At 40.6% G+C, this 23,800-nt stretch carries 23 protein-coding genes, 11 tRNA genes, 1 rRNA gene, 2 other RNA genes and 2 other annotated features; of the genes, 29 read left to right on the forward strand and 8 right to left on the reverse strand.

Features of this window, described 5'->3' with window-relative positions:
* Positions 1-38 precede the first annotated feature (38 nt).
* Positions 39-215: a hypothetical protein gene (locus BK575_RS28545; RefSeq protein ID WP_169907730.1), complete on the reverse strand. Its 177-nt coding sequence runs from the start codon at positions 213-215 to the stop codon at positions 39-41.
* 375 nt (positions 216-590) lie between these two features.
* Here BK575_RS28545 and BK575_RS10655 point away from each other — a divergent pair, with 375 nt between their 5' ends.
* Positions 591-2,066 (forward strand): ATP-binding protein, encoded by a 1,476-nt coding sequence (locus BK575_RS10655; RefSeq protein ID WP_169907732.1) that lies wholly within the window; start codon positions 591-593, stop codon positions 2,064-2,066.
* Between the two features lie 147 nt (positions 2,067-2,213).
* Here the strand turns inward: BK575_RS10655 and BK575_RS10660 are convergent, their stop codons facing one another.
* Complete coding sequence (locus BK575_RS10660) at positions 2,214-3,455, reverse strand: glutamate-5-semialdehyde dehydrogenase (protein ID WP_078410357.1); 1,242 nt, start codon at positions 3,453-3,455, stop codon at positions 2,214-2,216.
* Positions 3,452-4,576, reverse strand: coding sequence for a glutamate 5-kinase (proB, locus tag BK575_RS10665; protein ID WP_078410358.1), 1,125 nt, complete (start codon positions 4,574-4,576; stop codon positions 3,452-3,454). The genes BK575_RS10660 and proB overlap by 4 nt, the downstream gene beginning before the upstream one ends.
* Positions 4,577-4,659: 83 nt before the next feature.
* Positions 4,660-4,861, reverse strand: a binding site (T-box leader).
* A gap of 137 nt (positions 4,862-4,998) precedes the next feature.
* Between proB and BK575_RS10670 the strand changes: the two genes are divergently transcribed.
* From BK575_RS10670 to glsA, 18 genes are all read left to right on the forward strand, one after another.
* Entirely contained in the window at positions 4,999-5,199 is a 201-nt protein-coding gene (locus BK575_RS10670) for a DUF6501 family protein (RefSeq protein ID WP_078410359.1), read from the forward strand.
* Between the two features lie 373 nt (positions 5,200-5,572).
* Positions 5,573-5,688, forward strand: a 5S ribosomal RNA gene (gene rrf, locus BK575_RS10675).
* Positions 5,689-5,693: 5 nt separating this feature from the next.
* Positions 5,694-5,765, forward strand: a tRNA-Glu gene (locus BK575_RS10680).
* Between the two features lie 28 nt (positions 5,766-5,793).
* A tRNA-Val gene (locus tag BK575_RS10685) sits at positions 5,794-5,869 on the forward strand.
* Between the two features lie 256 nt (positions 5,870-6,125).
* Positions 6,126-6,202, forward strand: a tRNA-Arg gene (locus BK575_RS10690).
* 33 nt (positions 6,203-6,235) lie between these two features.
* Positions 6,236-6,312, forward strand: a tRNA-Ile gene (locus BK575_RS10695).
* Positions 6,313-6,459: 147 nt separating this feature from the next.
* A tRNA-Cys gene (locus BK575_RS10700) sits at positions 6,460-6,534 on the forward strand.
* 20 nt (positions 6,535-6,554) lie between these two features.
* Positions 6,555-6,631, forward strand: a tRNA-Pro gene (locus BK575_RS10705).
* Between the two features lie 18 nt (positions 6,632-6,649).
* Positions 6,650-6,725: transfer RNA gene (locus tag BK575_RS10710), tRNA-Ala, on the forward strand.
* A 52-nt stretch (positions 6,726-6,777) separates the two neighbouring features.
* The gene (locus BK575_RS29340) at positions 6,778-6,909 is read left to right on the forward strand and encodes a hypothetical protein (protein ID WP_268877715.1); all 132 of its coding nucleotides are present in this window, start codon (positions 6,778-6,780) and stop codon (positions 6,907-6,909) included.
* A gap of 4 nt (positions 6,910-6,913) precedes the next feature.
* Positions 6,914-6,987: transfer RNA gene (locus BK575_RS10715), tRNA-Gly, on the forward strand.
* Positions 6,988-7,112: 125 nt separating this feature from the next.
* Positions 7,113-7,195, forward strand: a tRNA-Leu gene (locus tag BK575_RS10720).
* A 173-nt stretch (positions 7,196-7,368) separates the two neighbouring features.
* A tRNA-His gene (locus BK575_RS10725) sits at positions 7,369-7,441 on the forward strand.
* Positions 7,442-7,462: 21 nt separating this feature from the next.
* Positions 7,463-7,849, forward strand: an RNA gene (gene rnpB, locus BK575_RS10730) — RNase P RNA component class B.
* Positions 7,850-7,998: 149 nt separating this feature from the next.
* Positions 7,999-8,070: transfer RNA gene (locus BK575_RS10735), tRNA-Gln, on the forward strand.
* An RNA gene (gene ffs / locus BK575_RS10740) (signal recognition particle sRNA small type) lies at positions 8,070-8,158 on the forward strand. Before BK575_RS10735 ends, ffs begins: the two co-directional genes overlap by 1 nt.
* A gap of 83 nt (positions 8,159-8,241) precedes the next feature.
* Positions 8,242-9,093 carry a tyrosine-type recombinase/integrase gene (locus BK575_RS10745; RefSeq protein ID WP_235867363.1) on the forward strand — a complete coding sequence of 284 codons (852 nt, stop codon included), beginning with the start codon at positions 8,242-8,244 and terminating at the stop codon, positions 9,091-9,093.
* A 392-nt stretch (positions 9,094-9,485) separates the two neighbouring features.
* Positions 9,486-10,415: a glutaminase A gene (glsA, locus tag BK575_RS10750; protein ID WP_078410360.1), complete on the forward strand. Its 930-nt coding sequence runs from the start codon at positions 9,486-9,488 to the stop codon at positions 10,413-10,415.
* Between the two features lie 65 nt (positions 10,416-10,480).
* On the opposite strand, the gene BK575_RS10755 is transcribed toward glsA, so the two are convergent.
* Entirely contained in the window at positions 10,481-10,849 is a 369-nt protein-coding gene (locus tag BK575_RS10755) for a hypothetical protein (RefSeq protein WP_078410361.1), read from the reverse strand.
* Between the two features lie 311 nt (positions 10,850-11,160).
* On the opposite strand from BK575_RS10755, the gene BK575_RS28550 reads away from it, so the two are divergent.
* The 4 genes from BK575_RS28550 to BK575_RS28555 all read left to right on the forward strand — a co-directional run bounded on the left by BK575_RS28550 (position 11,161) and on the right by BK575_RS28555 (position 12,840).
* Positions 11,161-11,334 (forward strand): hypothetical protein, encoded by a 174-nt coding sequence (locus tag BK575_RS28550; RefSeq protein ID WP_169907734.1) that lies wholly within the window; start codon positions 11,161-11,163, stop codon positions 11,332-11,334.
* Positions 11,335-11,905: 571 nt separating this feature from the next.
* Positions 11,906-12,376, forward strand: coding sequence for an inner membrane protein YiaA (gene yiaA / locus BK575_RS10760; protein WP_078410362.1), 471 nt, complete (start codon positions 11,906-11,908; stop codon positions 12,374-12,376).
* Positions 12,377-12,547: 171 nt separating this feature from the next.
* Positions 12,548-12,673 (forward strand): hypothetical protein, encoded by a 126-nt coding sequence (locus BK575_RS29345; protein WP_268877716.1) that lies wholly within the window; start codon positions 12,548-12,550, stop codon positions 12,671-12,673.
* On the forward strand, positions 12,673-12,840 hold the full coding sequence (locus BK575_RS28555; protein WP_169907736.1) for a hypothetical protein: 168 nt from the start codon (positions 12,673-12,675) through the stop codon (positions 12,838-12,840). Before BK575_RS29345 ends, BK575_RS28555 begins: the two co-directional genes overlap by 1 nt.
* Before the next feature lie 69 nt (positions 12,841-12,909).
* On the opposite strand, the gene BK575_RS10765 is transcribed toward BK575_RS28555, so the two are convergent.
* Positions 12,910-14,004 carry a glycosyltransferase gene (locus BK575_RS10765; RefSeq protein ID WP_078410363.1) on the reverse strand — a complete coding sequence of 365 codons (1,095 nt, stop codon included), beginning with the start codon at positions 14,002-14,004 and terminating at the stop codon, positions 12,910-12,912.
* Positions 14,001-14,990: a phosphotransferase gene (locus tag BK575_RS10770; RefSeq protein ID WP_078410364.1), complete on the reverse strand. Its 990-nt coding sequence runs from the start codon at positions 14,988-14,990 to the stop codon at positions 14,001-14,003. The genes BK575_RS10765 and BK575_RS10770 overlap by 4 nt, the downstream gene beginning before the upstream one ends.
* Positions 14,991-15,516: 526 nt before the next feature.
* Positions 15,517-15,758: a binding site (T-box leader), on the forward strand.
* 109 nt (positions 15,759-15,867) lie between these two features.
* On the opposite strand from BK575_RS10770, the gene brnQ reads away from it, so the two are divergent.
* Positions 15,868-17,190: a branched-chain amino acid transport system II carrier protein gene (gene brnQ / locus BK575_RS10775; RefSeq protein WP_078410365.1), complete on the forward strand. Its 1,323-nt coding sequence runs from the start codon at positions 15,868-15,870 to the stop codon at positions 17,188-17,190.
* Between the two features lie 244 nt (positions 17,191-17,434).
* Here brnQ and BK575_RS10780 read toward each other — a convergent pair whose 3' ends face one another.
* Positions 17,435-18,475 (reverse strand): YeiH family protein, encoded by a 1,041-nt coding sequence (locus BK575_RS10780; RefSeq protein WP_078410366.1) that lies wholly within the window; start codon positions 18,473-18,475, stop codon positions 17,435-17,437.
* Positions 18,476-18,586: 111 nt separating this feature from the next.
* On the opposite strand from BK575_RS10780, the gene BK575_RS10785 reads away from it, so the two are divergent.
* The 4 genes from BK575_RS10785 to BK575_RS10800 all read left to right on the forward strand — a co-directional run bounded on the left by BK575_RS10785 (position 18,587) and on the right by BK575_RS10800 (position 22,125).
* The gene (locus tag BK575_RS10785; protein ID WP_078410367.1) at positions 18,587-19,471 is read left to right on the forward strand and encodes a selenium metabolism-associated LysR family transcriptional regulator; all 885 of its coding nucleotides are present in this window, start codon (positions 18,587-18,589) and stop codon (positions 19,469-19,471) included.
* Between the two features lie 87 nt (positions 19,472-19,558).
* Positions 19,559-20,791, forward strand: a complete 1,233-nt coding sequence (locus BK575_RS10790; RefSeq protein ID WP_078410368.1) for an aminopeptidase — start codon at positions 19,559-19,561, stop codon at positions 20,789-20,791.
* A gap of 203 nt (positions 20,792-20,994) precedes the next feature.
* On the forward strand, positions 20,995-21,432 hold the full coding sequence (locus BK575_RS10795; RefSeq protein WP_078410369.1) for a ferritin-like domain-containing protein: 438 nt from the start codon (positions 20,995-20,997) through the stop codon (positions 21,430-21,432).
* A 243-nt stretch (positions 21,433-21,675) separates the two neighbouring features.
* Positions 21,676-22,125 carry a S1 domain-containing RNA-binding protein gene (locus BK575_RS10800; protein ID WP_078410370.1) on the forward strand — a complete coding sequence of 150 codons (450 nt, stop codon included), beginning with the start codon at positions 21,676-21,678 and terminating at the stop codon, positions 22,123-22,125.
* Positions 22,126-22,329: 204 nt separating this feature from the next.
* Here BK575_RS10800 and BK575_RS10805 read toward each other — a convergent pair whose 3' ends face one another.
* Positions 22,330-23,034, reverse strand: coding sequence for a vanadium-dependent haloperoxidase (locus BK575_RS10805; protein ID WP_169907738.1), 705 nt, complete (start codon positions 23,032-23,034; stop codon positions 22,330-22,332).
* A 379-nt stretch (positions 23,035-23,413) separates the two neighbouring features.
* On the opposite strand from BK575_RS10805, the gene BK575_RS10810 reads away from it, so the two are divergent.
* Positions 23,414-23,689, forward strand: coding sequence for a hypothetical protein (locus BK575_RS10810; protein ID WP_235867475.1), 276 nt, complete (start codon positions 23,414-23,416; stop codon positions 23,687-23,689).
* Positions 23,690-23,800: the final 111 nt, after the last annotated feature.

Here is a 23,800-nt window from a genome sequence, read left to right on the forward strand (position 1 = left end):
GGAACCTTCAATCCGGGGAAATTCTGTGATTGAAGGTTCTACTCGTTTAATTCCCTTGTTTTTTTCACAACAGTATGTTCTGGAGTCGTCGCATTTCCAGTCGTTGTTTCATATCCGACTCGATACACGTAATTTTTAGGCGTGTTTACGACATTGTCCATCTTATATTGTTCCAGGTCATCTTGAAATTGGCGCGCCGATTCTTTTTTATCCATTACTAAGCCTCCTTATGAATCAGGATAAATCTTAGTTTGCGTCAAATGGCGTAAAACATTTCATTTATGGAGAAAAAAGATTATTTTAGTAAACCGCATGGCAGATTTTTTAATGCTCTAGACTTTATTTAATCAATGGCGAACTTTAACACAACCATGTTTTAAATTTTCATAGCTGACGCAGAAATTTGCGGATTCTCGACAGAAAAAACGATAAATCACTTAAATATCTTCAAATTTTTTCAAAAAAAATGTAGAGAAAATATTCAGAAAAATTGTATGATTATAGTTATAAAAGGAAACTTCCATCAGAGGTCTTACTGCCTGTTGATGAGGGGACAAAAAGACTATCTAGGAGTAGGAAGAGGTGTTTTCATGCTTGCCAACATCTTAGGAAACTCGTTTCAGTATGACATTTTATCAGTGGTTCCATACCCGATGTTGTTAGTAGGGAGAAACGGTGAAATTATTTACATGAATGAACGTGCAAAACGATTTTACCAACCGCTGCAAAAGCAACGAAAACTAAAGCATATTTCGTCTCTAGTAGAGCCTGGCTATCAAAGGAAGTGGGAGGAGAAAGTAGAGGAAGCTGTCCATTCATTGAAAACCATGGAGATAAAATTGTCCTTTTTTTTCGATCCATTAAAAACATATAAGGTCAGCATTACGCCTTATCCTATACATAACGAAGTGATGATTGGAATGATGGTTCATAAGAGGAAAAGGAAATCACTCACATTAAAAAAGGAATCACCGAAACCCTATCATAACGTTCTTCAAGACGAAATGAAACAAGAATTGGTTGCGGTTAAAAACTTATTGGAGTCTTTTATCGAAGACACATCAGACGCCATTATGCTTGTGGATGACAGCGGATGTATTCTCCGTGTTAATCAAGCATTTGAAAATTTATACGGATGGAAAAAAGAGGCGGTGATTGGAAATGATATCATTACCGTTTTTCATGACTATAAAGATGAAGTTGCGATGTTGTTTAACGGCGTTAGAAATGGAGAAAGCTTCAAGAATGTGGAGACCATACGATATCATGCTAATGGGACGCCCCTGAATGTAAGTATTACGGCAAGCCCCATCAAAAATGGAGAAGGGGCCATATACGGGATTTCTTCCATTATTCGTGATATTACGGATCAAAAAAATACGGAAGAATTGTTAAGAAAATCGGAGAAACTAGCCATTATCGGACAGTTGGCAGCAGGTGTAGCTCATGAGATTCGAAATCCTCTTACATCGTTAAAAGGGTTTTTACAGCTCTTTCATGAAATGCGAATGACAAATAAAGATATTCTGCAAGTCATGCTTGGCGAGATCGATCGAATTGAAATGATTACAGATGAATTTTTGTCTCTTGCCAAACCACATGTGACAAAATTCGAGTATCATTTCATTAATGACATCCTCCAACAAGTCGTGAAATTGGGAGAAATTGAAGGCGGCTTGGCGAATGTAACAATTGATACTGCTTTCGATTCATGCAGGCCCATCATTTACGGTGATATGAATAAATTAAAACAAGTATTTTCGAATATTATGAAAAATTCTATTGAAGCCGTTGACGAGAAAGGGATCGTTAGTATTTCTACAGTGATGAAAGAAGATAGTGTCAGCATTTTTATCACTGATAATGGCACAGGGATCGAAGCAAGCCGTCTGAAGCATATGGGGGAACCTTTTTACAGTACAAAGGAAAAAGGGACAGGTCTTGGGTTAATGATCAGCCGCAAAATCATTGAAGAGCATGAAGGCGATCTGGTTATTGCGAGCGAAATCGGGAAAGGCACGACCGTGGAAATCCGATTGCCGGCATGCCTATCTTTTCAGAGGTAAGGGCTATCTAATAAGTCTCTAGTCTATTTGTAAAAATGAGGTTAAATAAAAAGCCCTGTCATAGCATCCTGATTTTAATGGATTGCTATGACAGGGCTTTTTGAAAAGATGACTCCGAAGGGTGTTTTTCCCCTTCGGAGTCATCTTTTATGCACGGATTTGTCCGGTGCCGCGTATGATGGCTTTTGTTGTTGTAATCGCGCGCAATCCCATAGGGCCGCGAGCATGGAGCTTTTGTGTGCTGATACCGATTTCGGCACCATAGCCGAATTGTTCCCCATCTGTAAAACGGGTGGAGGCGTTATGGTAAAGAGCAGCAGCATCCACAGCCTGGAAGAAGAGTTGAACATGATCTTCGTTTTCGGTGATAATCGCTTCTGAATGTTTTGTTCCGTATTCATCAATATGATTGACAGCCTCTTTTACTCCATTTACAAGTTTAATAGCTAAAATCGGCGCTAAAAATTCTGTGTGCCAGTCTTCCTCAGTCGCTTGCTTTACGAATGAGTGCGCGGCAGAAAGAGTATCGTCTCCTCGAAGTTCCACTTCTTTTGTTTGTAAAGCCGTTAGAAGGTCTTCTGTATATGGCCAACTTTTATGAATTAACACTGTTTCGATTGCATTGCAAACGGAAGGACGCTGTGTTTTGGCATTCAAGACAATATCGATGGCCATCTGTTTGTCAGCTGATTCGTCAATGAAAACATGACAGTTTCCTACACCGGTTTCTAATACGGGAACGGTTGCGTTTTGAATAACTGATTGAATAAGACCTGCGCCTCCGCGGGGAATAAGAACGTCTAAGTAGTCATTAAGCTTGAACATCTCCGACGCTGTCTCACGGCTCGTATCTTCAAGAAGCTGAACGGCATCAGCCGGAATAGGAGAGCTTTCAAGAGCCTTGCGCATAATGGAAACGAGGGCTTTGTTCGAATGAAGCGCTGATGAGCTTCCTCTTAACAGAACTGCATTTCCAGCCTTTAAACATAGACTTGCTGCATCAACGGTTACGTTTGGACGCGCTTCATACACCATGCCAATCACTCCAAGAGGCACACGAACAGATTGGATGCGCAATCCGTTCGGTCTTTCCCATTGTTCAATGATTTCTCCGATTGGATCCTCTAGGTCGATGAGCTGATGAATGCCATCTACAATTTGGCTGATTCGCTCTTCTGTTAATAATAAACGGTCAAGAAGGGCAGAGGAGAAGCCGCTTTCTTTTCCTTGCTGAATGTCTTTTTCGTTTTCTTGGATGATCCAGTCTTTTTCAAGTAAAAGGGCTTCTGCCACTTTGGCAAGAGCACGGTTCTTCTCTTCTGTTGACAGCATCGCTGTTGTTTTTGCTGCTTTTTTTAGTTTTTTTGCTTTTTCGATTAATTCACTCATTTAATTGTTCGCTCCTTTCGATTGCATACCCAATTATCCCGGTGGATGACTTCAGCTCGCTGGTTGATCGAGTAGCTTTTTGCTTGCTCACTTGAACACCCTTTGATTTTTTGTAAATCCTCAGCGGAGTAATAAATTTGTCCTTTGCCAATTACTTGCCCTTTTTGATTGATTACTTCAACAACATCAAGTGCTTTAAATGAGCCCTCGGCATTGATGACACCAGCAGGAAGAAGGCTTTTTCCGTTTTGAAGAAGGGCATTTTCCGCTCCTTCATCGATCTCGATCGTTCCGGCTACTTGGGAATGATGGGCAATCCACTGCTTTTTCATTTGCATTTGAGTCTGAAATGGTCCTCCGATGTATGTGCCATCCCCTTTGCCCGCTAAAATATCAGTTAGCTTTTCTTTGCCCGCTCCTTTACCGACAAAGGCACTTACACCAAGGGAAAGAGCTTTTTGGGCAGCAAGCAGTTTCGACTTCATTCCTCCCGTACCGACCGAGGAAACGCTGCCGCCTGCAACATGCAATAATTCTTCGGTGATTTCAGGAATGAAATGATATTTTTTTGCATCTTTTGAAGTGTTCGGATTCCCGTCATACAAACCGTTTACATCTGTGAGTATGATGAGGGCATTTGCATGCAAAAAGCCGCTGACAAGTGCTGAAAGCATATCGTTATCTCCAAAAGTCAGCTCTTCAATCGAAACTGAATCGTTTTCATTGATAATCGGAAGGACACCGCATTCCAACAGTTCGTTCATGGCTGAATATAAATTTCGGAATCGTTCCTGACTATAAAAATCTTCTCTTGTTAATAACATTTGGGCTGGCACGATATTAAATTCGCTAAAATGGGAAATATATCCTTTCATAAGCAGTCCTTGACCTACTGCCGCGGCTGCTTGTTTGCCTGCCACCGTTTTAGGTCGGGTCGGGTAGCCTAAAGATCGGAATCCTGCAGCCACAGCTCCAGAGGAAATCAAAATCACATCATGCCCCTGCTGCTTCAGGTGTGCAAGTGCTTCGACATGGTCGCGCATTTTTTCTTCACTTAACATGCCTTTATCGTTTGTTAGCGAACTGCTTCCGATTTTCACGACTATTCGTTGTTTTTTCATTTTTTTCGAACCTTTCTTTATAAAGTGACAATAATGCTGTCCGTTGGATGGGTGAAAATAAAAAAAGCGCTGTTTCCGTCCTTAAAAAGGACGGAAACAACGCTCCGCGGTACCACCTTTGTTGATGCCTGGGCATCCACCTCAATCCGTAACGTGGAAAAACGGCCTATGTTTGCATAAGCAGTTGAAGAGGGTAGGTTCAATCTGTTTTCTGTGAGGAACCTTCCAGCCGATGAGTTCCACTCTCTATCACATTCCACAAATTTACTAATCCCGCACTATTTTCGTTATCATTTATTTGTTGATATTATGCGTGGAAAAAGAGAAAATGTCAAGAATGAATTATTTGAAAATTAAAACTGGATTTTCCTTTATTTTTCGTTAATATATAGATATAACGATATAATAAGGAGGTAAGAGGAATGATTCATCTTACATGGAAAGACCGCGAAACAGTTAAGACCGTGAAATGCGTACATACAAATGCAGAAAAATACATGGTTAACAATGCATTAACTGCTGGTAAAACATATGAAGTAAAAAATGAAACAGAAGAATTTTATTTTGTTGTAGACAATACCGGCCATGTAGGCGGCTATTACAAAGATTACTTTGAAGTGTGAAACGCGAGATAACCCGCTGAATAAGCGGGTTATTTTTTATGGCAAAAAAATCCGTTGAAAAAAGACTTCACAAAGTGATGTAAATGGATTATGATGAAAAAGCTGTTTTTCATTTATCTAATTTCGTCAATTTTTGTCGAAAAAAATATTCATAGATATTGACTTCTGCGAAATGATTCGATATGATAGTCAATGTTGTTTCAAACGAAAGTCAATGAGATTGATTTGATAAAAAAATAATTGACTTTCAAATTAAATAAATGATAATATATAAAAGTTGCTTTTAATGCTTGATAGAAAATTCTGAAGTGATTGAAAATATCATTCTTCTTGGAATGTTCACATAGAGTTATCATTTTTAGCAATAATCTTGTCTGGTGATAATGGCAAAGAGGTCACACCCGTTCCCATGCCGAACACGGAAGTTAAGCTCTCTAGCGCCGATGGTAGTTGAGGGATTCCCTCCGCGAGAGTAGGTCATTGCCAGTCGTTATGGCCCGTTGGTCAAGCGGTTAAGACACCGCCCTTTCACGGCGGTAACACGGGTTCGAATCCCGTACGGGTCATCATTTACAGGTGTTAAACCTGTAATGCGGAGGATTAGCTCAGCTGGGAGAGCACCTGCCTTACAAGCAGGGGGTCGGCGGTTCGATCCCGTCATCCTCCACCATTAAAAGAAAAGCGGAGAAAGCCGCTTAAACCGATAGGATGTTGTAACTTCTGGCGGAAGAGACGATAGTCTCAACAGAAGAAGTGAAACGACCGTACGGTTTGGTTTTCGCAGCTGGACAATCAAGAAAAGCGAAGGCGACTGTTCAATCTTGAGAAGCGTTGGAGCTTCTGACCGGGAAACCGCTCTTTGGTTTCATGGACAGAAGTGAAACGACCGAAAGATTAGGAGCCGCAGCTAGACAATTACTGAATATGCGCCCGTAGCTCAATTGGATAGAGCGTCTGACTACGGATCAGAAGGTTATGGGTTCGACTCCTGTCGGGCGCGCCATTTAAGAAAATAAGAAACACAATTTATTTCTATGGGCCTATAGCTCAGCTGGTTAGAGCGCACGCCTGATAAGCGTGAGGTCGATGGTTCGAGTCCGTTTAGGCCCACCATTTGCGAATTAATCACATATAGTGTAGGATAGATAAAAATTAGGTTTTTAATTTATTAAATACTTCGCAGAACTTTACTTCTAGGAATGAATATGTTATAGTATAAATGTCAATGATGAAGGTCATCTGACGCTGGATATATATTAAGGCGGCATAGCCAAGTGGTAAGGCCAAGGTCTGCAAAACCTTTATTCACCGGTTCGAATCCGGTTGCCGCCTCCAAAAAATAAAAGTTATCATAACGGGGAGTAGCTCAGCTTGGTAGAGCACTTGGTTTGGGACCAAGGGGTCGCAGGTTCGAATCCTGTCTTCCCGACCAGAATGCATATAGAGTAATGGGGCCTTAGCTCAGCTGGGAGAGCGCCTGCCTTGCACGCAGGAGGTCAGCGGTTCGATCCCGCTAGGCTCCACCATTTTAAGAAGAGCGGAGAAAGCCGTATTTCGATTAAGGACAAGCCACGTCCTGTGGCTAACATCGAAATCCTTGTCATCCTGACTCTTACCGATAGGATGTTGGAGCTTCTGGCGGAAGAGACGATAGTCTCAACAGAAGAAGCGAAACAGCCGTACGGTTTGGCTTTCGTAGCTGGACAATAAAAAAGCGGGTGTAGTTTAATGGTAAAACCTCAGCCTTCCAAGCTGATGTCGTGGGTTCGATTCCCATCACCCGCTCCATTTACCGTATTTAATCAGTTTATGGGAGATTTTACATGAACTTTTTTTACAATAAAAACTTCGCAGAAATTTATTTCTGAGAATAAATGTGATAAAATAATTCATGTAAGCCACAGATATTATACGCAGTCGTGGCGGAATGGCAGACGCGCTAGGTTGAGGGCCTAGTGGGAGCAATCCCGTGGAGGTTCAAGTCCTCTCGGCTGCACTTTAAGGAAAGCGGAGAAAGCCCGCTTAAACCGATAGGATGTTGGAGCTTCTGAGAAGGAGTCGCTTTTTGACTCCGCAAGAAGAAGTGAAACGACCGAAAGATTAGGAGCCGTAGCTAGCCACCAAGAAAAGTGGACAAAGTGCGCTATAAGTTTTATAACTTAAATGATGGCGGTTGTGGCGAAGTGGTTAACGCACCAGATTGTGGCTCTGGCATTCGTGGGTTCGATTCCCATCAATCGCCCTTTTTTACTACTCTATACAAAACCGGAGAGAATCGCGCAGATTTCGATCTGTGAGGAAAGTCCGTGCTCGCACAGACTGAGATGTCTGTAGTGTTCGTGCCTGGCGAAATGATAAGTCAGGGCAGCTTGTACATCAGGCTGACGGCAGGGAAAGCACCTAAGTCCGCTGGATATGGTGTGAATACCTTGAAAGTGCCACAGTGACGGAGCTTCGAGGGAAACCTTGAAGGTGGAACGAGGTAAACCCCACGAGCGAGAAACCCAAACAATGGTAGGGGAAGTGTCTTGAGGGAATACAACCGATACAGACACCATCGCTTTCATGCGGTGAGATAGATGATTCTCCACCTTGTACGAGAAGTGCGCTTCGTTTGCAGTACATGGTGAACAAAACGCGGCTTATGAGGTTTTGTATATCCAATGAAACAGTACGTAAGGGGCTCCACTGCTAAGGGAGTAGGTCGGGTAATCGGCTTGATGGTAATCTCTCCTGTTCCGCCATATGAATAAAATTGATGTTTACAGTTATAATAGTAAATGTCATCTTCATAATTATTGGGCTATAGCCAAGCGGTAAGGCAACGGACTTTGACTCCGTCATGCGTTGGTTCGAATCCAGCTAGCCCAGTCAAATAGTCCAACGGTAAAACTACGAAAGGGTCAGGGCAGGAATGCAGCAGCCATCAGTAGTTGATCCGTGTGGGCTATTTTTATTAGCATCTATTTCGCTGTTTTTGATTTCTGTGAATAGTACTGATATAGTGAATATAGAATGAATGGAAGAATGGGGGAATATACAGTGGAAAATAGTGACGGAGGAAGTGCCTCCATTATAGAGCCATTTTGTGGTTGGTTGAAAAAGCAACAAAAAACTGAAAATACAATTAAGACATACAGCGGAGTGCTGCATGCTTTCTATAAGTGGATGTCTTCACGAGACATATCGATTGAAGAGCTGACAAAAGACCATATTGAAGCGTATCTCCATGAGATGGAAGCGGAGGGAAAAAGCGCAGCCACGATTGGAAAAGTTTTAGCTGCATTGAGTATATTCGTTCGTTTTATGGGGAAGCCATATCTTGTCCAAGATGTGCATTCTCTTGCGGTCACGTCTGCTGAAGACAATGTTCCGGATGGTTTAAAAAGAGAAGAGCGGGACCGGTTGCTTCAGGCAGTAAAAAAAGAAGGAAATCTTCGAGATATCGCGATTGTCTATGTATTGCTCCATACAGGTATACGTGTTTCTGAGCTTTGCCAATTAAATCATGATGATGTTATTCAGCGCAAGACGGGCAACGCATTGGTCATTCGAGAATCGAACGGGAAAATCAAAAGAATGATTCCTCTTTCGACAGATGCAAGCGAGCATTTGAATCGTTACCGTTCTAAAGAAAAGGTTCAAAAAGAAGCTTTATTTATATCGAGTGTCGGGCAGCGTATATCCACACGGGCTGTCCAGTATATGCTAAAAAAATATGGAGTAAATCCCCACAAACTGCGTCATACATTTTGCTATGAGCTCATTCAAAAAGGGGTGGACCTGGCTACGGTTGCCCAACTGGCAGGACATTCAGATATTAATGTAACGAAACGTTATATTCAAATGAATTCCAATGCACTCGAAGAAGCGATTAGCCGTGTGTTTGCATAAAAACAAGGAGAGCCTGAGGCTCTCCTTGTTTTTATGCAAACTATGTTTTGACCGTTTAGTGTTGATTAATGGATCGAAAAGCTCAAATTGAACTGCTGAATCCAAGTAGCCCCTAAATCTTTTGTCTCAAGCAACAATAAAAAATAGAAAGCAGGCATCACTGCCGATTACGAGGCTTCAAGTATCCATGCTGATGTCTAAAAAGAGAAAGGAAAAGCAGAAAGAGCTGCTGTTAGAAGGGGAATTCAGTTCTCGTTTAAATTTCTAGCTGGTTCATACATAATAAAAGAAAGGAATAATCCGATAGTTGAAAACAGCGGATTACTCCTTTTTATTTTGGTTCACACTATAGAAGAAGGCAGTCTAGTTCAAACAGAAGTTGGTGATTCAGCATGCCCTGTCAATCAAGTGAACAGCTAAATGAATTAGTGTTAAAAGCAAAAAAATTCACAAAACAGGGAAAGGTAGCGGATTATATCCCCGCTTTAAAAAAAGCGAACCGTGACGAATTATCCATCGCGATTTATCATCCAGATGGAACATGTATCTCTGCCGGTGATATCCAGCAAAAGATTACGCTGCAAAGTATTTCAAAAGTTCTTACCCTCGCCTTAGCCTTGACGGATTGCGGTGAAGCGGAAGTCTTCAAGAGGGTTGGTTATGAGCCGACAGGAGATCCGTTCAATTCAATCGTAAAGCTTGAAACGAACAAGGTATCTAAGCCGCTTAATCCGATGATCAATGCAGGTGCCTTAGCCGTGACCCATATGATTAAAGGTAAATCCATTGAGGAGCGGTTTGGACGTCTTTTAACGTTTATCCGTGAATTAACAGGTAATTCAGGCATTTCCTATTCCAAAGAAGTAGCCGTGTCTGAATTTGAAACCTCTCATTTAAATCGGTCCCTTTGCTATTTTATGAAGCAGCACGGAGTGATTAATGAGGAAGTAGAAGGATTGATGGATCTTTATACGAAACAATGCGCGATTGAGATGGATTGTTTAGATCTTGCCAGAATTGGGCTCGTCTTTGCGATGGATGGAGTGGAACCGAAAACAGAGAAGAGATTACTGCCAGCCTATGTTGCACGAATATGTAAAACATTCATGGTGACATGCGGCATGTATAATGCTTCCGGCGAATTCGCTATAAGGGTGGGCATTCCTGCAAAGAGCGGTGTCTCAGGAGGAATCATGGGGGCGGTCCCAAATCGGTTTGGAATCGGGATATTTGGTGCTGCTCTTGATGAAAAAGGAAACAGTATTGCTGGTTTGAAGTTGTTGGAAATGTTGTCAGTGGAATATTCGTTAAATATGTTTTAAATAAAAGGGGGTTGATCATAAATGAAAAAATCCATTTATGATCAACCCCTTACAAAAATCCTGAATCAATTTAAAAATTGTTCAACTTTGTCTATAACCGCTTGATCTTTCAATGTCATTTTCTTAGGTTGTATCGGTGGGGTATGACGAGTTTCCTTTGCTGATGGAACTTCCGAAATCTCAAGATAAAAAGGGGAAGAGTTACGATCTCCATCTAAGTACCCCTTTAAAATTTTCAATTTCTTTGCGGAACCTGTAATAAGTCCGTCATATTCCCATTGGATTGCATTTTTGTACCTTGCATCCATTCTTTCTTTTAAAGCCAGGGCTTCAGAAACGGCTTCTTTCGGTGTCTGAAAGAAAGTGTTTGCTCTTTTCATCCCTGCTTTTTTTAGGCCATCGCCAGCTTTGGCTTGGTATAACGTTACTGTCATATTGGTCATCCTTTCTGTGTTGGTCTCACGCCTTCTGCCGGTGAGTTTACACACCAGAAGACCAAAGGGTCCAATTTCTTCTTTACTAGTATACCTCTTTTTTCCACTATAGGATACTCATTCAATATAAGATTAACAAATGTCTTCATTTGGATAAGTCAGAATGAAACAATCAAGTGGAAGGAAAGAATATCGAGATATGGGTGTAATAGAGGGAATATTTAAAAAAAACAAAAATCGAATAAGATATGAGATAATGAATATAGGTAGGATAAAGAACCAGCCGATTTGATGAGAAAGAAGGAATCTAAATGAAACATAAAAATAAATTTCAGGATGACGAGAAAGTAATTTTAAAAGCGACAGGTGAGATGGTGACCATTAATAAGTTTACTTACGTAGCTAATATGAAACGATACTCCTATACCATCAAAGAACGTCCTCAAACATTTTACTTTGAAGAAGAAATTACACCAGTAAAATAGTCTTGCCTCTACATGTATCTCAGCTTTTCCAGCAGAATCGTCAGGAATCATTATTAACATTTTATTACAGAAAAAGGTTTCAAATCATCAAAATTAAAAGAAGACCCAATCGTTATTTTGCCATTTAGCGATTTATAAAATTTGTAAAAAGTAAAAAGATTCCTGATTTCAGGAGTCTTTTTTTATCATTACCAGCGAGAAGACCCCCATCTTCAAACCGAAGTAATGCGCGAGCGAGCGTAGGCTAAGTGGAGGGAGTTCAATTAACGATGGCTGCTTTCGTTTTCTAATGAATTTGTTTGAATTTAGAATACTAATTAACTATTTGATTGGGTGTAGCATATTGACAATTACGAGTCATTCTTGTAAGCGTGGATTGGAGCAGCACGAGGAACGGTTCTTATTGAATGGGGTTAGTCTAATAAGTCGTGAGTATAGAAATTAAAAATGAAAATTAAGTAAAATTATATATTTTTTTCAAGAAATTTCTATATAATGGTTGTATATTGAGGTGCTCCAGTGTATCTCTGGTGCTCCATTATTAGATAAATAGATGGAGGTGAAACATTCAATGTCTAGTGATAATGAGGTTTTATTAGATAAAGGAAAACAAAATGAACCAAAAGTGAAAGTAGAAAGAAAAGAGGGAGAACCAACTTCAGCCTTCAAAGGAGCATCTTGGGCAGCACTGTTAGTAGGTGTTACCGCTTATCTCATTGGTTTGTATAACGCAACGATGGAACTGAACGAAAAAGGATATTATTTTGCAGTTTTAGTGTTCGGACTCTATTCAGCGGTATCTTTACAAAAAGCAGTTAGAGATAAAGATGAGGGAATACCAGTTACTAATATTTATTATGGTATTAGTTGGTTTGCACTTATTGTATCTATTTTATTAATGACTATCGGTTTATACAATGCAGGAAGTATGGTTTTAAGCGAAAAGGGATTTTATGGTATGGCATTTGTTCTTAGTTTATTTGCGGCCATAACGATTCAAAAGAATATAAGAGATACACAGAGGGCAAGAGAAAGAGATTGAGTTATGTAATTCCTATTTTTCTCAATCTATTAATGGGAGATAAGGTTTACCAATATTAGCATCTTAGAGATTCTCGCTAAATAGTTTGATAGAATTTCTGACAACCCCCTTTTATTATTTAAATTTTCTGATAATATATATTTAACAGGAATCATAAAAGGAGTGATTATATTGTCTAATTTAGCGGTTGAATTAAGTGAGAAGATTGTGAAAATGGTAGCGGCCAATTTTAATATTACACTTGAACAGGCGAAAGAAGTGATCAATAGCAGCTTTGAAGTTGGAGAACCTGAATAATGGAAAAAGTGTTAAAACGCGGAGCGTATTGTCACCAATGCGGAGTATTTTTAGAAAATGAAAAGGTACAGATATGGGATTGTTGGTGTCAAACGAAGTACTGTGAAAAGGCTGAAATTGTCATGCATGTTTCAGGAGGAAAACTGGATACGGTAGATTCAAACTAAACTCACCTGGCAGCAGGTGAGTTTAGTTTTTTATGGAGGGCTCGTTACATAAAAAGGCGCAGTGTCTTTTTATGTTTCAAATCGCTGCGAGTCATCATCGAGTAAGTCATATAACTTTTGCTGTTCTTGAATTTGTTTATTTAAATCAAAATTTTTTTCAATGACTTTCCGTGCTCCTTGTGTATATTTTTTCCAAATTTCGGGGTGTTTCAAAAAGAATTGGATGCCTTTGGCGAGTTCACTGTCATCGCTCTCGGGAACAAGGTATCCCGTTACTTTATGTTCAATCAATTCCGGGATGCCTGCGTGTTGCGTGGAGATGACGGGCAGACCGCTCGCCATCGCTTCTTTTAACGCATTTGGGATTCCTTCGATATCGCCGTCTGAACCTGTTTGACTTGCAAGGCAAAAGAGGTGTGCTTTTTTCAATTCATTGGAAATTTGACGTAAATCAAGAGCACCTTTCAGAACAACAGCATCTTGCAATTCACACTCTGAGATGAGCGATTGGATCTTTTGTTCATCTTTGCCTGTTCCGATGATATGAAGCTTTGTATTTGGAAATTTTGCATGAACTTGTTTGAATGCTTGTATAAGTGTAGGGAATCCTTTTTTCTCAACAAGCCTGCCAACAGATAAAATCCGGATTTCGCCATTTTCCGGAAGGGTACGTTCCGTATAAGGGAATAGGTTTAAATCGATTCCCCCATATAATACATGTATTTTCTCGTCAGGAAATCCTAACGTTTTCAATTCTTCGGCAAGAAAATGGCAAACGGGAAGGTACATTGCACCGTGCTTGACTAATGATGAATATCGTTTAGTATTTCTTGCATAACTTTTGAATTTAGAAGATCCATCGCGCCCTCTTATGCTAACGATGATGGGGATGTTATATTCAATACAGGCAGGTAAGATACTTTTTACATGTTTTCCATGATGGACATGGATGGCCATGACATTTTGTTCCGCAAAAAAACGCTGTAAATCTTTGATGTTATTTAAATTGTAGTAACAATCAAAAGGAAATTCCGTATTATTGTCATTATCGAATGGTCCAATTACGATTGAACGATATTGATCGATTTTCACGATTTGGTCATAAATAAAACGTTGGTGTGTTTTTATTTTCTCTTCGATAAAGTGAGCGATTGTTTTTTTCACGGTCGTTCACTTCCTTCTATCAGCCAGTCGTATTTTCGTTTCTCACGTTCCGCTACTTGAAGTAAAACTTCTTCGTGTTTAGCCAGCTTTTTTCCTTTTCCTTGTTCCATCTTTTCGTTCACTTGTTTATAAAATTCATGTGGAAACATCGAATCAATTCGATAGATTTCTTTATAGTTCAAATCCTCAGTATAAATGTTGAAATAATGTTCAAACATCAGGGCTAATCTCGGATTAGGGTCATGTTTGAAATTGCGGGTCAAAGACATCATAAGGAAACGAAAATCCTCCAATGGCGGACCGAAGTATGCTCGATCAAAATCGATTATATAATAATCTCCCTTTTCTGTTATAAGCGCATTGTTAGAGTTAAAGTCCCCATGGCAAATAGTATAACGATTGGATGTATGCTGCAGATATGCCTCTATATCACAATTTTGGATAAGAGTATAGGCGGTGAATCCTAGTTGTTTCATTTCCTTCATCGCGTCTTTTAAGAGAGAGGAGGAGACAGCAGATGCCCATTTTTCTAGTTCATCCAGTTTAGATGAATAGCTTGCTAGAAAATTTTCTTTCGTTGGGAATTGGATTTTTTCGTTAAAGCTCATAAGCTCTGCAGACTTAGCATGGACATGAAAATAGGCCAATGCTTCAATCCGCTGCAGTTCATTAATTTTTTCCAGATGGTTAATATATTCACATAAATAATAATAGTCTTTCTTTTTTTGGATATACGCTTGACCTGATGTAGTCTTTAATACTTTCGGAACAGCAAAACCAGCTTCAGACAATTGAGAGTGAAGCATAATAGGAAAAAGGGTCTTCTTCTTATTTAAGGATTTTAAAACAAGCCATTGCTTATTTTTCGTATCGTTTATAATCCAGACCTTACCTTCCTTTGCCTCTTTGATAAAAGTAACATCTTCTTTTGATAAATCATATTCTTGAAGAACTTCCATTAACGTCTTGCTATTTTTGGGTTCCACTATTTTCTCCTTTCTATGAACCTGTTTTTCGTCTAGTATATTACTATTTTTATTTTATATTTTTAATATATGCGCCGAAGAAACGGACGCTTGGGCAAACGGAAACCAATTTATTATATGCATCGAAATCATAAACGTCTGGGCAAACAGCAAATAATGTATCTGTGTATCTTCATCTTTTCCTAATGCTTTCGGTACGATGGAGAAGGTGTTGGAAATTCTGTCCATCGCATAGGTGTAAGGCACTTGGCGACAGATGAAAGAGAATAAATGTGATAAACGTCACTTATTTGTGAAAAAATGAGCAAATTCTAGTTTTTAATTCGTGCAATCCCTTTATAAAAGCTGGTTTCAATGATCCATGAACTTTTTGTGAAGAGAAAGAACGAGAGAGGAGGTAGTTTTTGAAAGGCTTTTTTCTAAAAGATTATGGCCTTTCCCTAAAAAATTACTTTTTGAAAAAGTGAGAAAATTATATTGACAAACAAAATGAACGAGTTTACTATAATAACTATTGATTTGACCGATAAAATCGCTGAAGAGAACGAGTACGCTGCCCTTCTGTTCTACAGAGAGTTGACATATTGCTGGGAGTCAACGTTCAGGATGCAGCTGAATATCATCTCGGAGATGCAAAGCCGAACATAACAGTAAGCTTTTGCCGGGTTGTCCGCCGTTAAAGGGAACACGTATGATAGTACGTTGAGCTGAGTGCTGCATGTTTTTTGGCGGAATTAGGGTGGTAACGCGAATATACTCGCCCCTATTGTTTAGGGGGCGGGTTTTTTATGTGGTTAAAAAAGGAAAATACCGGTTCTATAAGGATTGGTATCAGTCGGTCATTATTATCTGAATTTTTAAAAAGGGGCGTCAAAACATGACATCACTATCAAGAAAAGACACGATGTTTGTTGGACTTATGTTATTTGCATTGTTTTTTGGAGCCGGCAACCTCATTTTTCCTCCATTTTTAGGGCAGGAAGCGGGGAAAAATTTCTGGCCGGCAATATTTGGATTTATCATCACTGGTGTAGGGCTGCCGTTTCTTACCGTTATTGCCATTGCGTTGGCGAAAGATGGGGTGAAAACCCTTGGGAACCGCGTGCATCCAGTATTTGGCCTTATTTTTGCCACAGCGGTTTATTTATCGATCGGGCCGTTTATGGGGATTCCGCGCGGAGCGAACGTAGCGTTTGAAATGGGAATTAAGCCATTTTTATCAGGTGAGCGTTCCGGCATAGCTCTATTGATTTTCACCATATTGTTTTTTGCGCTTGTGTACTGGGTGAGTTTAAATCCTTCCAAGCTTGTGGATCGAATTGGAAGTCTATTAACACCGGTGTTATTGGCCGCCATCGCTTTTATTGGAGCAGGAAGTCTGATGAAGTATAATGGCCCGCTCGGTGATACAACGGCAAAATATGTAGCATCTCCTGTGTTTTCAGGCTTTATGGAAGGGTATTTGACGATGGATACCATTGCTGCTCTCGCCTTTGGGATCGTGGTCGTCACATCGATCCAATCAAAAGGTGTAACCGAGCAAAGTCTTGTGGTAAAAGCGGTAGTGAAGGCCGGTTTGGTTGCTGGAATTGGATTGGCGGCTGTATATGTAGTCGTCGGTTTGCTCGGAGCTAAAATGAATGGAACGTTTGATAATGGAGGGGCCATTTTAACAACAGCCGCGAAAGCATTATACGGCCAGTTTGGGGTCATGCTGCTGGGCCTTATTGTTATGCTGGCGTGTTTCACTACATGTGTAGGTCTTATTGTGGCAACGAGCCAATATTTTGAAAAGCTGGTTCCGGCAGTTTCGTACAAAACGTTAGTTACGGTCATTACGGCAGTCAGCTTTTTAATCGCGAACCTTGGGTTAAATCAAATTATCGCTTTATCGGTACCGGTTTTAATCATCATTTATCCGATCACGATTGTACTGGTTGGAATGTCATTTTTCCATAAAGCATTCGGCGGCTCTCGTCTTGTGTATGCAGGAGCGTTGTTAGGCGCAGGAATTGTCAGTTTATTTGACGGATTGAAAATGTTTGGAATGGCAGCGGAAATGGCCATCTCCTTATTTGAAAAAATTCCTTTATATGGAGTTGGGCTTGGCTGGTTCATTCCGGCACTTGCAGGAGGAATCGTCGGTTATACAGGAGAGTGGATTCTGAAACATGTCTTTGGCAAAAAGGTGACAAATTAAAGTCAGATAATATATTTAGATAATTTTGTTGTTTTAATAAAAAAGAGGGAGATCACGAAGTATGGTGATTTCCTTCTTTTTTATCTGGGTAAAATTCTCCTGATGAAAGCTTCTCTTATATTTACCGACAAAATAGCACCACTCCTCCTTGATGATTATACATTATTTGGTACTTGAGAGGGGGAGATAAATATTCTTTGATAGAAAGGTTATAGAAGGAAAGAAGAGAACGATCGAACAGAGCCTACATAAGAAATACAGTCATCCCAAAAGCAAGGACCGATAGTAAGACAGAGCCGATCAGCGTTCCTAACATAGCTTGCTTTCCAATCGTTTTGAATGTTTTCAACTCTACATTCAGCCCTAGTCCCGCCATAGCCATTGCCATCAAAATGTAAGCTGCATTGATCATCCAAGAAGTCATTTGTTCATTGATCACTCCGAGTGTGTTCAATCCGCTCATCATGAAAAAACCAACAATGAACCACGGTATGGACAGGGATTGTAAAAGAAATTCTTTTTTGGAACGTGCTGTTTCATTATTAAAACGGCTCAGTTGCCAAATGCTGATCGCAAATGCAACGGGAACGAGCATAAGAACGCGTGTCAATTTCATGATGACCGCCATATCCAATGCCGCTTGCCCGCCTGGAGCCGCTGCCGCTATGACATGGGCAATTTCATGCAGCGTGCCTCCGGCAAACAACCCGTATTTTTCGGGAGTAAAGGGGAGAAGCGGATAAAGTAGTGTATAGATAATGGTGAAAAACGTGCCTGCAAGTGCAATGATCGTGATACTCACCGCTGTTTCATCTTCATCCGATTTAATTTGGGATGAAATGGCCGCAATTGCCGCTGCTCCGCAAATAGCCGTGCCGCAAGCCGTTAAAATGCCGATATTAGGTGGAACTTTCAATAATTTTGATAGTCCGTACACGACAAATAAGGTAAATGTAATGACAATGGCAGCCATGATGATCATGCTTGATCCCGCATGATAAATATCCAGGTAGTTCAGTCTCATCCCAAGGAGAACGATCCCACCCCGTAAAAGAACCTTGCTGGAAAACGTCGTGCCGCCAGAGTAAACGAGCGGAACCGAGAAAACGGCCCGCCAAAGCATCCCAATCAAAATGGCTAAAACTAATGGGCCAAGTATGGACATATACGGCATTTTGGCGATTGTATAAGCAAACAGGGCAATGAGAAGTGTCAGCCCTATTCCTTTTATGAAGGGATAATCTCTCTTTTCTTCTTTCGGTAACTTTGTTAGTTGAGTCTCCATCTTTTCACATCCTTTTTTCTCTCTCCTTTCACTTTATTCCAGCTTAATCATTAAGTAAAATATAGATTGATGATATTTATCATTAGATATTTTAATAATAGGGGTGTTCTCATGAATCAGGACGCATTGCGTACCTTTGTTACGGTAGTAGAAGAGAAGAACTTTACAAAAGCGGGGGAAAAGCTTAGATTATCCCAGCCTAGCGTGAGTTTGCATATTAAAAATCTGGAGGCCGAGTTTCAAACGAAGCTGTTTGATCGTTCTCCGAAGCATTTGCATATTACACCGTCAGGACAACTGCTGTATGACCGTGCCAAGCAAATCGTGGAGCTGTACGAAAAGACGAAGCAGGACCTTTTGGAGTATCATCATCAAATGAAGGGGACGCTGAAAATCGGTGCCAGCTTTACGATCGGCGAATATGTTCTTCCCTGGTTAATGGCACAGTTTCGATCAATATATCCGCATGTTGACTTTGAAGTAACCATCGGTAACACGAATCAGATCAACGAAATGGTTCGTTTGTTTCAAGTGGATATCGGATTGATTGAGGGACAGGCGAGAAATGAGGAATTAGCGATTGAACCGTTTATGGAAGATGAAATGGTTGTGGTGGCTCCCAAAAATCATCCGCTTATCAGCATTGAAAACTCTTCTTTTCATCATTTGCAAGACCAAAATTGGATTGCAAGGGAAAAGGGTTCAGGAACAAGAGAGTACATGGATCATTTTCTACGGTCTCATGGGATTCGCGTGAAAGGTTTGATTACCATCAGCAGCAACCAAGGAGTAAAAGAGGCGGTGGCGAGTGGATTGGGCATTTCCCTTCTCTCTTCATCTGTCGTCAAACGAGCGGTAGAGTTAGAAGAAATCAACATCATCCACATGAGGGAAAACACATTAACGCGCAGATTTTCAGCCGTGTATTCGGAGAGAATCCAGTTGAAAAAAACGGCAGAAGTCTTTTTACATCACATTAAAGAAGAAAGCGAATAAAGAACATATTTCAGACCTGACTGTTTGCTAGAATGTCCACTATGTTCGTGCTAAAATGAAAGAAATAACAGGAAGGGAAGAGAAGAAATGGAAAATTTTCAGCAAAATCTTGAAAAATATGCAGATTTGGCCATTCGGGTCGGCGTCAATATTCAAAAGGGGCAAACATTAGTCATCAACGCACCGCTTGCTGCGGCAGAATTCGTTCGTCAAGCTGTGAAGAAAGCGTATGAAGCGGGAGCAAAAAACGTTCATGTGGAGTGGAACGATGACGAAGTGACAAGAATGAAGTACGAGCTCGCACCAGATGAAGCTTTTCATGAATTTCCTCTCTGGAAAGCAAAAGGATATGAAGAGATGGCCGAAAACGGAGCCGCTTTTCTTTCTATTACCGCTTCCAATCCGGATTTGTTGAAAGGAATCGATCCAAATCGCATTTCTGCAGCCAATAAAGCGTCTGGATCTGCCATGGCGACATTCCGTCAATACATTCAGGCAGATAAAGTGAGCTGGTCGGTTATTGCTGTTCCATCAAAAGAATGGGCGAAGAAAGTGTTCCCCCAAGCCGGTGAAGAAGAAGCAGTCCAGCTTTTATGGGAGGCCATCTTTAACGCGACAAGAATCAATTTGGAAGATCCCGTCCAAGCATGGAAAGAACATGATCAAAACTTACATACAAAAGCAGACTACTTAAACAGCAAACACTACAAAAAACTTCATTACAAAGCGCCGGGAACGGACTTAATAGTCGAACTTCCAGAAAAACACATTTGGATCGGAGCCGGAAGCGTCAGTGAAAACGGCCAGGCTTTCATGGCCAATATGCCGACAGAAGAAGTGTTCACTCTTCCATTGAAAGAGGGAGTCAACGGCACGGTCACGAGCACAAAACCGTTAAGTTACGGCGGAAACTTAATCGAAAACTTCACCTTAACATTCGAAAACGGCCGCATTGTCGAAATTAAAGCGGAATCCGGCTTTGAAACATTGAAGCGTTTGGTGGAAACGGACGAAGGATCACACTACTTGGGAGAAATCGCTCTTGTACCGCACGATTCACCGATTTCACAATCCAATATTATCTTCTATAACACATTATTTGATGAAAACGCTTCTAACCACTTGGCCATCGGCAGCGCCTACGCGTTTTCATTAGAAGGCGGCAAGCAAATGTCGAAAGAAGAACTCGAACAGCACGGTGCCAACACAAGCATCACTCACGTTGACTTCATGATTGGCTCTGCTGATATGGACATCGACGGAGAATTAGCAGACGGAACGAAGGAGCCGATTTTCCGGAACGGGAATTGGGCGTTTTGATGTAATCTATAACAAAGAGAGCCGGGTATCTTTTGTTCCGGGCTCTTTTTTCTATATATGTACGATATATTCTCATGTGTTTGCCAACATTATTGCTTTTCTCGTATGGCTGCAGAATAAGATGGAATGGCTAACGTTATATACATGCACCTTGCCTTTTCCATTTTCGTACGATAATACGAATAAATGGGGAAGGCAGAGATATGTCTTATTTTTATGATTATTATAATTTGACTAGACAAACTAATAAACTGGTTGCCGACATTGAAAAAGCCATTAATGGAGAGTATAGTGCCATCAAGTGTTACGCTCAATTGGCTAAGGTGGCTCCAAATGAGGAAATAAGAAAACAAATTCTTGAAATTCGTCAAGATGAAATAAATCATCTCCAAACATTTGGCCGTATATATACAGATTTAACCAGGAAGCAGCCGAAACCCAAAGTCACTGAAGAGTGTCCAAACCAGTATAAAGACGGATTGGAATTCGCTTTGAATGATGAACAGAAAACAGTCGATTTTTATTTGGACATTGCAGATGAAGCAACTAACCCAAGTATTAAAGAGGCTTTTCGCAGAGCAGCGGCCGATGAACAAAATCATGCCGTTTGGTTTTTATATTATTTTGTTAAAGTGAAATAGCTAAAGCAATTGGGAATTGATTGTCTGGCATGATTCATGCGATTTTTCGAAAGGTCTTTTTTATTTATTTTACTCATACCCTTCTTATCCAGGATGGAAAGAGAATAGATTTGTTTTGAAGAATCAGTATGCAGCTATTTTAGGATCAACTGAGTAAAGAAAGGGAGAACTAGATTTGATATTATTTCCCTCCATTTGTTATAATAAATTGTTTTTAACATTATTGAGGGGGAACATTTTGTTATGTCGATCGAAGTAGGCAGCAAGGTAAAAGGTAAAGTAACAGGCATCACTAATTTTGGAGCATTCGTAGAATTGCCGGGAGGCTTAACGGGTCTTGTCCATATTAGTGAGGTAGCGGATAGCTATGTAAAAGATGTGAATGATCATCTCAAAGTAGGCGACGAGGTTGAAGTGAAAGTGATGAGCGAGAAAGACGGAAAAATTGCTTTGTCCATCAAAAAAGCGATAGATAGACCTGTAGGACAAACTGATTCTTATTCCCAGCGCCCACCGCGCCAAAGAAGAGAAGATGGCCGTTCCAAAGACTTCCGTCCAAAAAACAATTTCCAGAAAAAAGAAAGTTTTGAAGACAAAATGGCTCGTTTTTTAAAGACCAGCGAAGAGAATTTATCTTCCCTCAAACGTAACACGGAAACAAAACGAGGCGGTAGAGGCGGTAGACGAGGATAACCGGCTGCGTTTTCATACTTCCATAGATAAAAGGCAAGCCAGCATAGACTGGCTTGCCTTTCTTCATCATTACTGTGAATCTTCCTCCATTTGTTCAGAAGGTTCTTTGCTTGGAGCTGGCTCGTCTTCATCGACACCAGTGCGGCCAAAGAGGAATCCGAGAGATAAAACTGTGGACATAAGAACCAGTAGATACTTTTTTCTTCAAAGTGTTTGTGCCCTTATTAGCTTTACAACCATTTCTCCGATTTGCCTGCCCAACCTTAATCCTTCGTCATTATCTACTTTAAAATGGACCCCGGCGTACAAACGAGATTCCGCACATTCTGCCATTACTTCCTTTATTCTGGATGAATCCCGCGGAAAGAAATAACTTAACATGACTTCTGCACATCCAGCCACAGTAGCGTGTGCAGAGGGATAGGATGGAAAGCGAGGGGTAGACAACACCATAGGCAGGTTTCTGTCATATTGGTTTGGCCGTGCCGCATCCCACAGGTATTTAAAAAACCAAGCCATCACAAAGGTATCATTTACAGCAGCGTGGAAATACCCCAGTACTCGGGCAACATGGGGTGATCCCAGCCTATACTTTTGAGCTAAACCAAAAATCATAGTAGTAATTTTGGCGGTTGCTTCACCTGTTCCCCAATATTGTGCAAGACGTATTTGTTGAGGGGTTAATGATGTTAATGTTTGCTCTACAATGAATAGCTCTGTTTCCCAATCAATATCATTTGGATGTTTAATTCTCCAATTGATTCGCTGATGAAAGGGGTCTAAGAAATCATTGTCTTGTCCCCTTGCAATAAAAAACATCGGCCAATATCTTGCTTCTGGAGAACCTTTAGGAGGATTTTGCTCTCCTGGGTAAGGATGTTCTGACCACTTTCTGTAAATTGTTCGCATAACCCCAGCCCCTTATGGAACGTTCTCCTTCTTCCTTATGATAAGAAGCTGTAAAATATAACCCCATATTTACGTATATCTAAAAGAATACTCCTTTCGAGTGGGGGCAGTGTGCCCTTTTTACCATTACTCAACCTTCAACCTTTCGCAGCAAGAAAAGATAAATTTAGCTGGAAAATAGGCATTTGAATCAGTGACAATGCCCAACCCTTGCTCATATTTTGATGGAGAGAGCATTCGAAGTATCGATGGATTCATTGTTACACGGTTGTTGTCTGATAGTGGTCGTTCTGTGCCCCTCTTATAATGTTGGGGGTACCCCTTATTAACTTAATTTACGGAGGCTATGAAAATGAATAATTTCCAAAATGAACTTCAAATGTTGAATGTTGGCGATTTCCAGGCGAGCGAGGCAGTTCCTTGGGACCAAAACCAGTATTATGATGATTCGGTACGGCAAATCAGTGGTTTTGGCGGTTCTTTTCGTTGCTCTAGTTGTTTTAGTTGCTTTCGTTGTTTTAGCTGCTTTAGCTGCTTTAATTGCTTTAACTGCTTTAATTGTTTTCGGTGCTTTAGTTGTTTTAGTTGCTCTAGTTGCGGTGGCCGTTGCGGCGGTGGTGGTCGTTGTGGTGGCGGCAATCGCTGCGGCGGTTAATCGTTCTAATTTTTTTAATGAAAACCATGGTCTTCTAAGGAGAAGGGAAAGCCCCCTGCATGAGTTGGAGCAGGGGCTTTCTCCGTTGGATTAGACATATGAGACAAATTG

This window comes from Priestia abyssalis, from assembly GCF_002019595.1.
GTDB lineage: Bacteria > Bacillota > Bacilli > Bacillales > Bacillaceae_H > Bacillus_BA > Bacillus_BA abyssalis.

What these genes read in the sequence shown, in the direction of transcription:
- BK575_RS10795 (WP_078410369.1), top strand. Translation starts at nt 20,995, where the DNA reads ATGTCTTATTTTTATGATTATTATAATTTGACTAGACAAACTAATAAA.
- BK575_RS28555 (WP_169907736.1), top strand. Translation starts at nt 12,673, where the DNA reads ATGGAAAAAGTGTTAAAACGCGGAGCGTATTGTCACCAATGCGGAGTA.
- yiaA (WP_078410362.1), top strand. Translation starts at nt 11,906, where the DNA reads ATGTCTAGTGATAATGAGGTTTTATTAGATAAAGGAAAACAAAATGAA.
- BK575_RS10800 (WP_078410370.1), top strand. Translation starts at nt 21,676, where the DNA reads ATGTCGATCGAAGTAGGCAGCAAGGTAAAAGGTAAAGTAACAGGCATC.
- glsA (WP_078410360.1), top strand. Translation starts at nt 9,486, where the DNA reads ATGCCCTGTCAATCAAGTGAACAGCTAAATGAATTAGTGTTAAAAGCA.
- BK575_RS10660 (WP_078410357.1), bottom strand. Translation starts at nt 3,455, where the DNA reads ATGAGTGAATTAATCGAAAAAGCAAAAAAACTAAAAAAAGCAGCAAAA.
- BK575_RS10785 (WP_078410367.1), top strand. Translation starts at nt 18,587, where the DNA reads ATGAATCAGGACGCATTGCGTACCTTTGTTACGGTAGTAGAAGAGAAG.
- BK575_RS10670 (WP_078410359.1), top strand. Translation starts at nt 4,999, where the DNA reads ATGATTCATCTTACATGGAAAGACCGCGAAACAGTTAAGACCGTGAAA.
- BK575_RS28550 (WP_169907734.1), top strand. Translation starts at nt 11,161, where the DNA reads ATGAAACATAAAAATAAATTTCAGGATGACGAGAAAGTAATTTTAAAA.
- brnQ (WP_078410365.1), top strand. Translation starts at nt 15,868, where the DNA reads ATGACATCACTATCAAGAAAAGACACGATGTTTGTTGGACTTATGTTA.
- BK575_RS10810 (WP_235867475.1), top strand. Translation starts at nt 23,414, where the DNA reads ATGTTGAATGTTGGCGATTTCCAGGCGAGCGAGGCAGTTCCTTGGGAC.
- BK575_RS10655 (WP_169907732.1), top strand. Translation starts at nt 591, where the DNA reads ATGCTTGCCAACATCTTAGGAAACTCGTTTCAGTATGACATTTTATCA.
- BK575_RS10755 (WP_078410361.1), bottom strand. Translation starts at nt 10,849, where the DNA reads ATGACAGTAACGTTATACCAAGCCAAAGCTGGCGATGGCCTAAAAAAA.
- BK575_RS28545 (WP_169907730.1), bottom strand. Translation starts at nt 215, where the DNA reads ATGGATAAAAAAGAATCGGCGCGCCAATTTCAAGATGACCTGGAACAA.
- BK575_RS10790 (WP_078410368.1), top strand. Translation starts at nt 19,559, where the DNA reads ATGGAAAATTTTCAGCAAAATCTTGAAAAATATGCAGATTTGGCCATT.
- BK575_RS10780 (WP_078410366.1), bottom strand. Translation starts at nt 18,475, where the DNA reads ATGGAGACTCAACTAACAAAGTTACCGAAAGAAGAAAAGAGAGATTAT.
- BK575_RS10805 (WP_169907738.1), bottom strand. Translation starts at nt 23,034, where the DNA reads ATGCGAACAATTTACAGAAAGTGGTCAGAACATCCTTACCCAGGAGAG.
- proB (WP_078410358.1), bottom strand. Translation starts at nt 4,576, where the DNA reads ATGAAAAAACAACGAATAGTCGTGAAAATCGGAAGCAGTTCGCTAACA.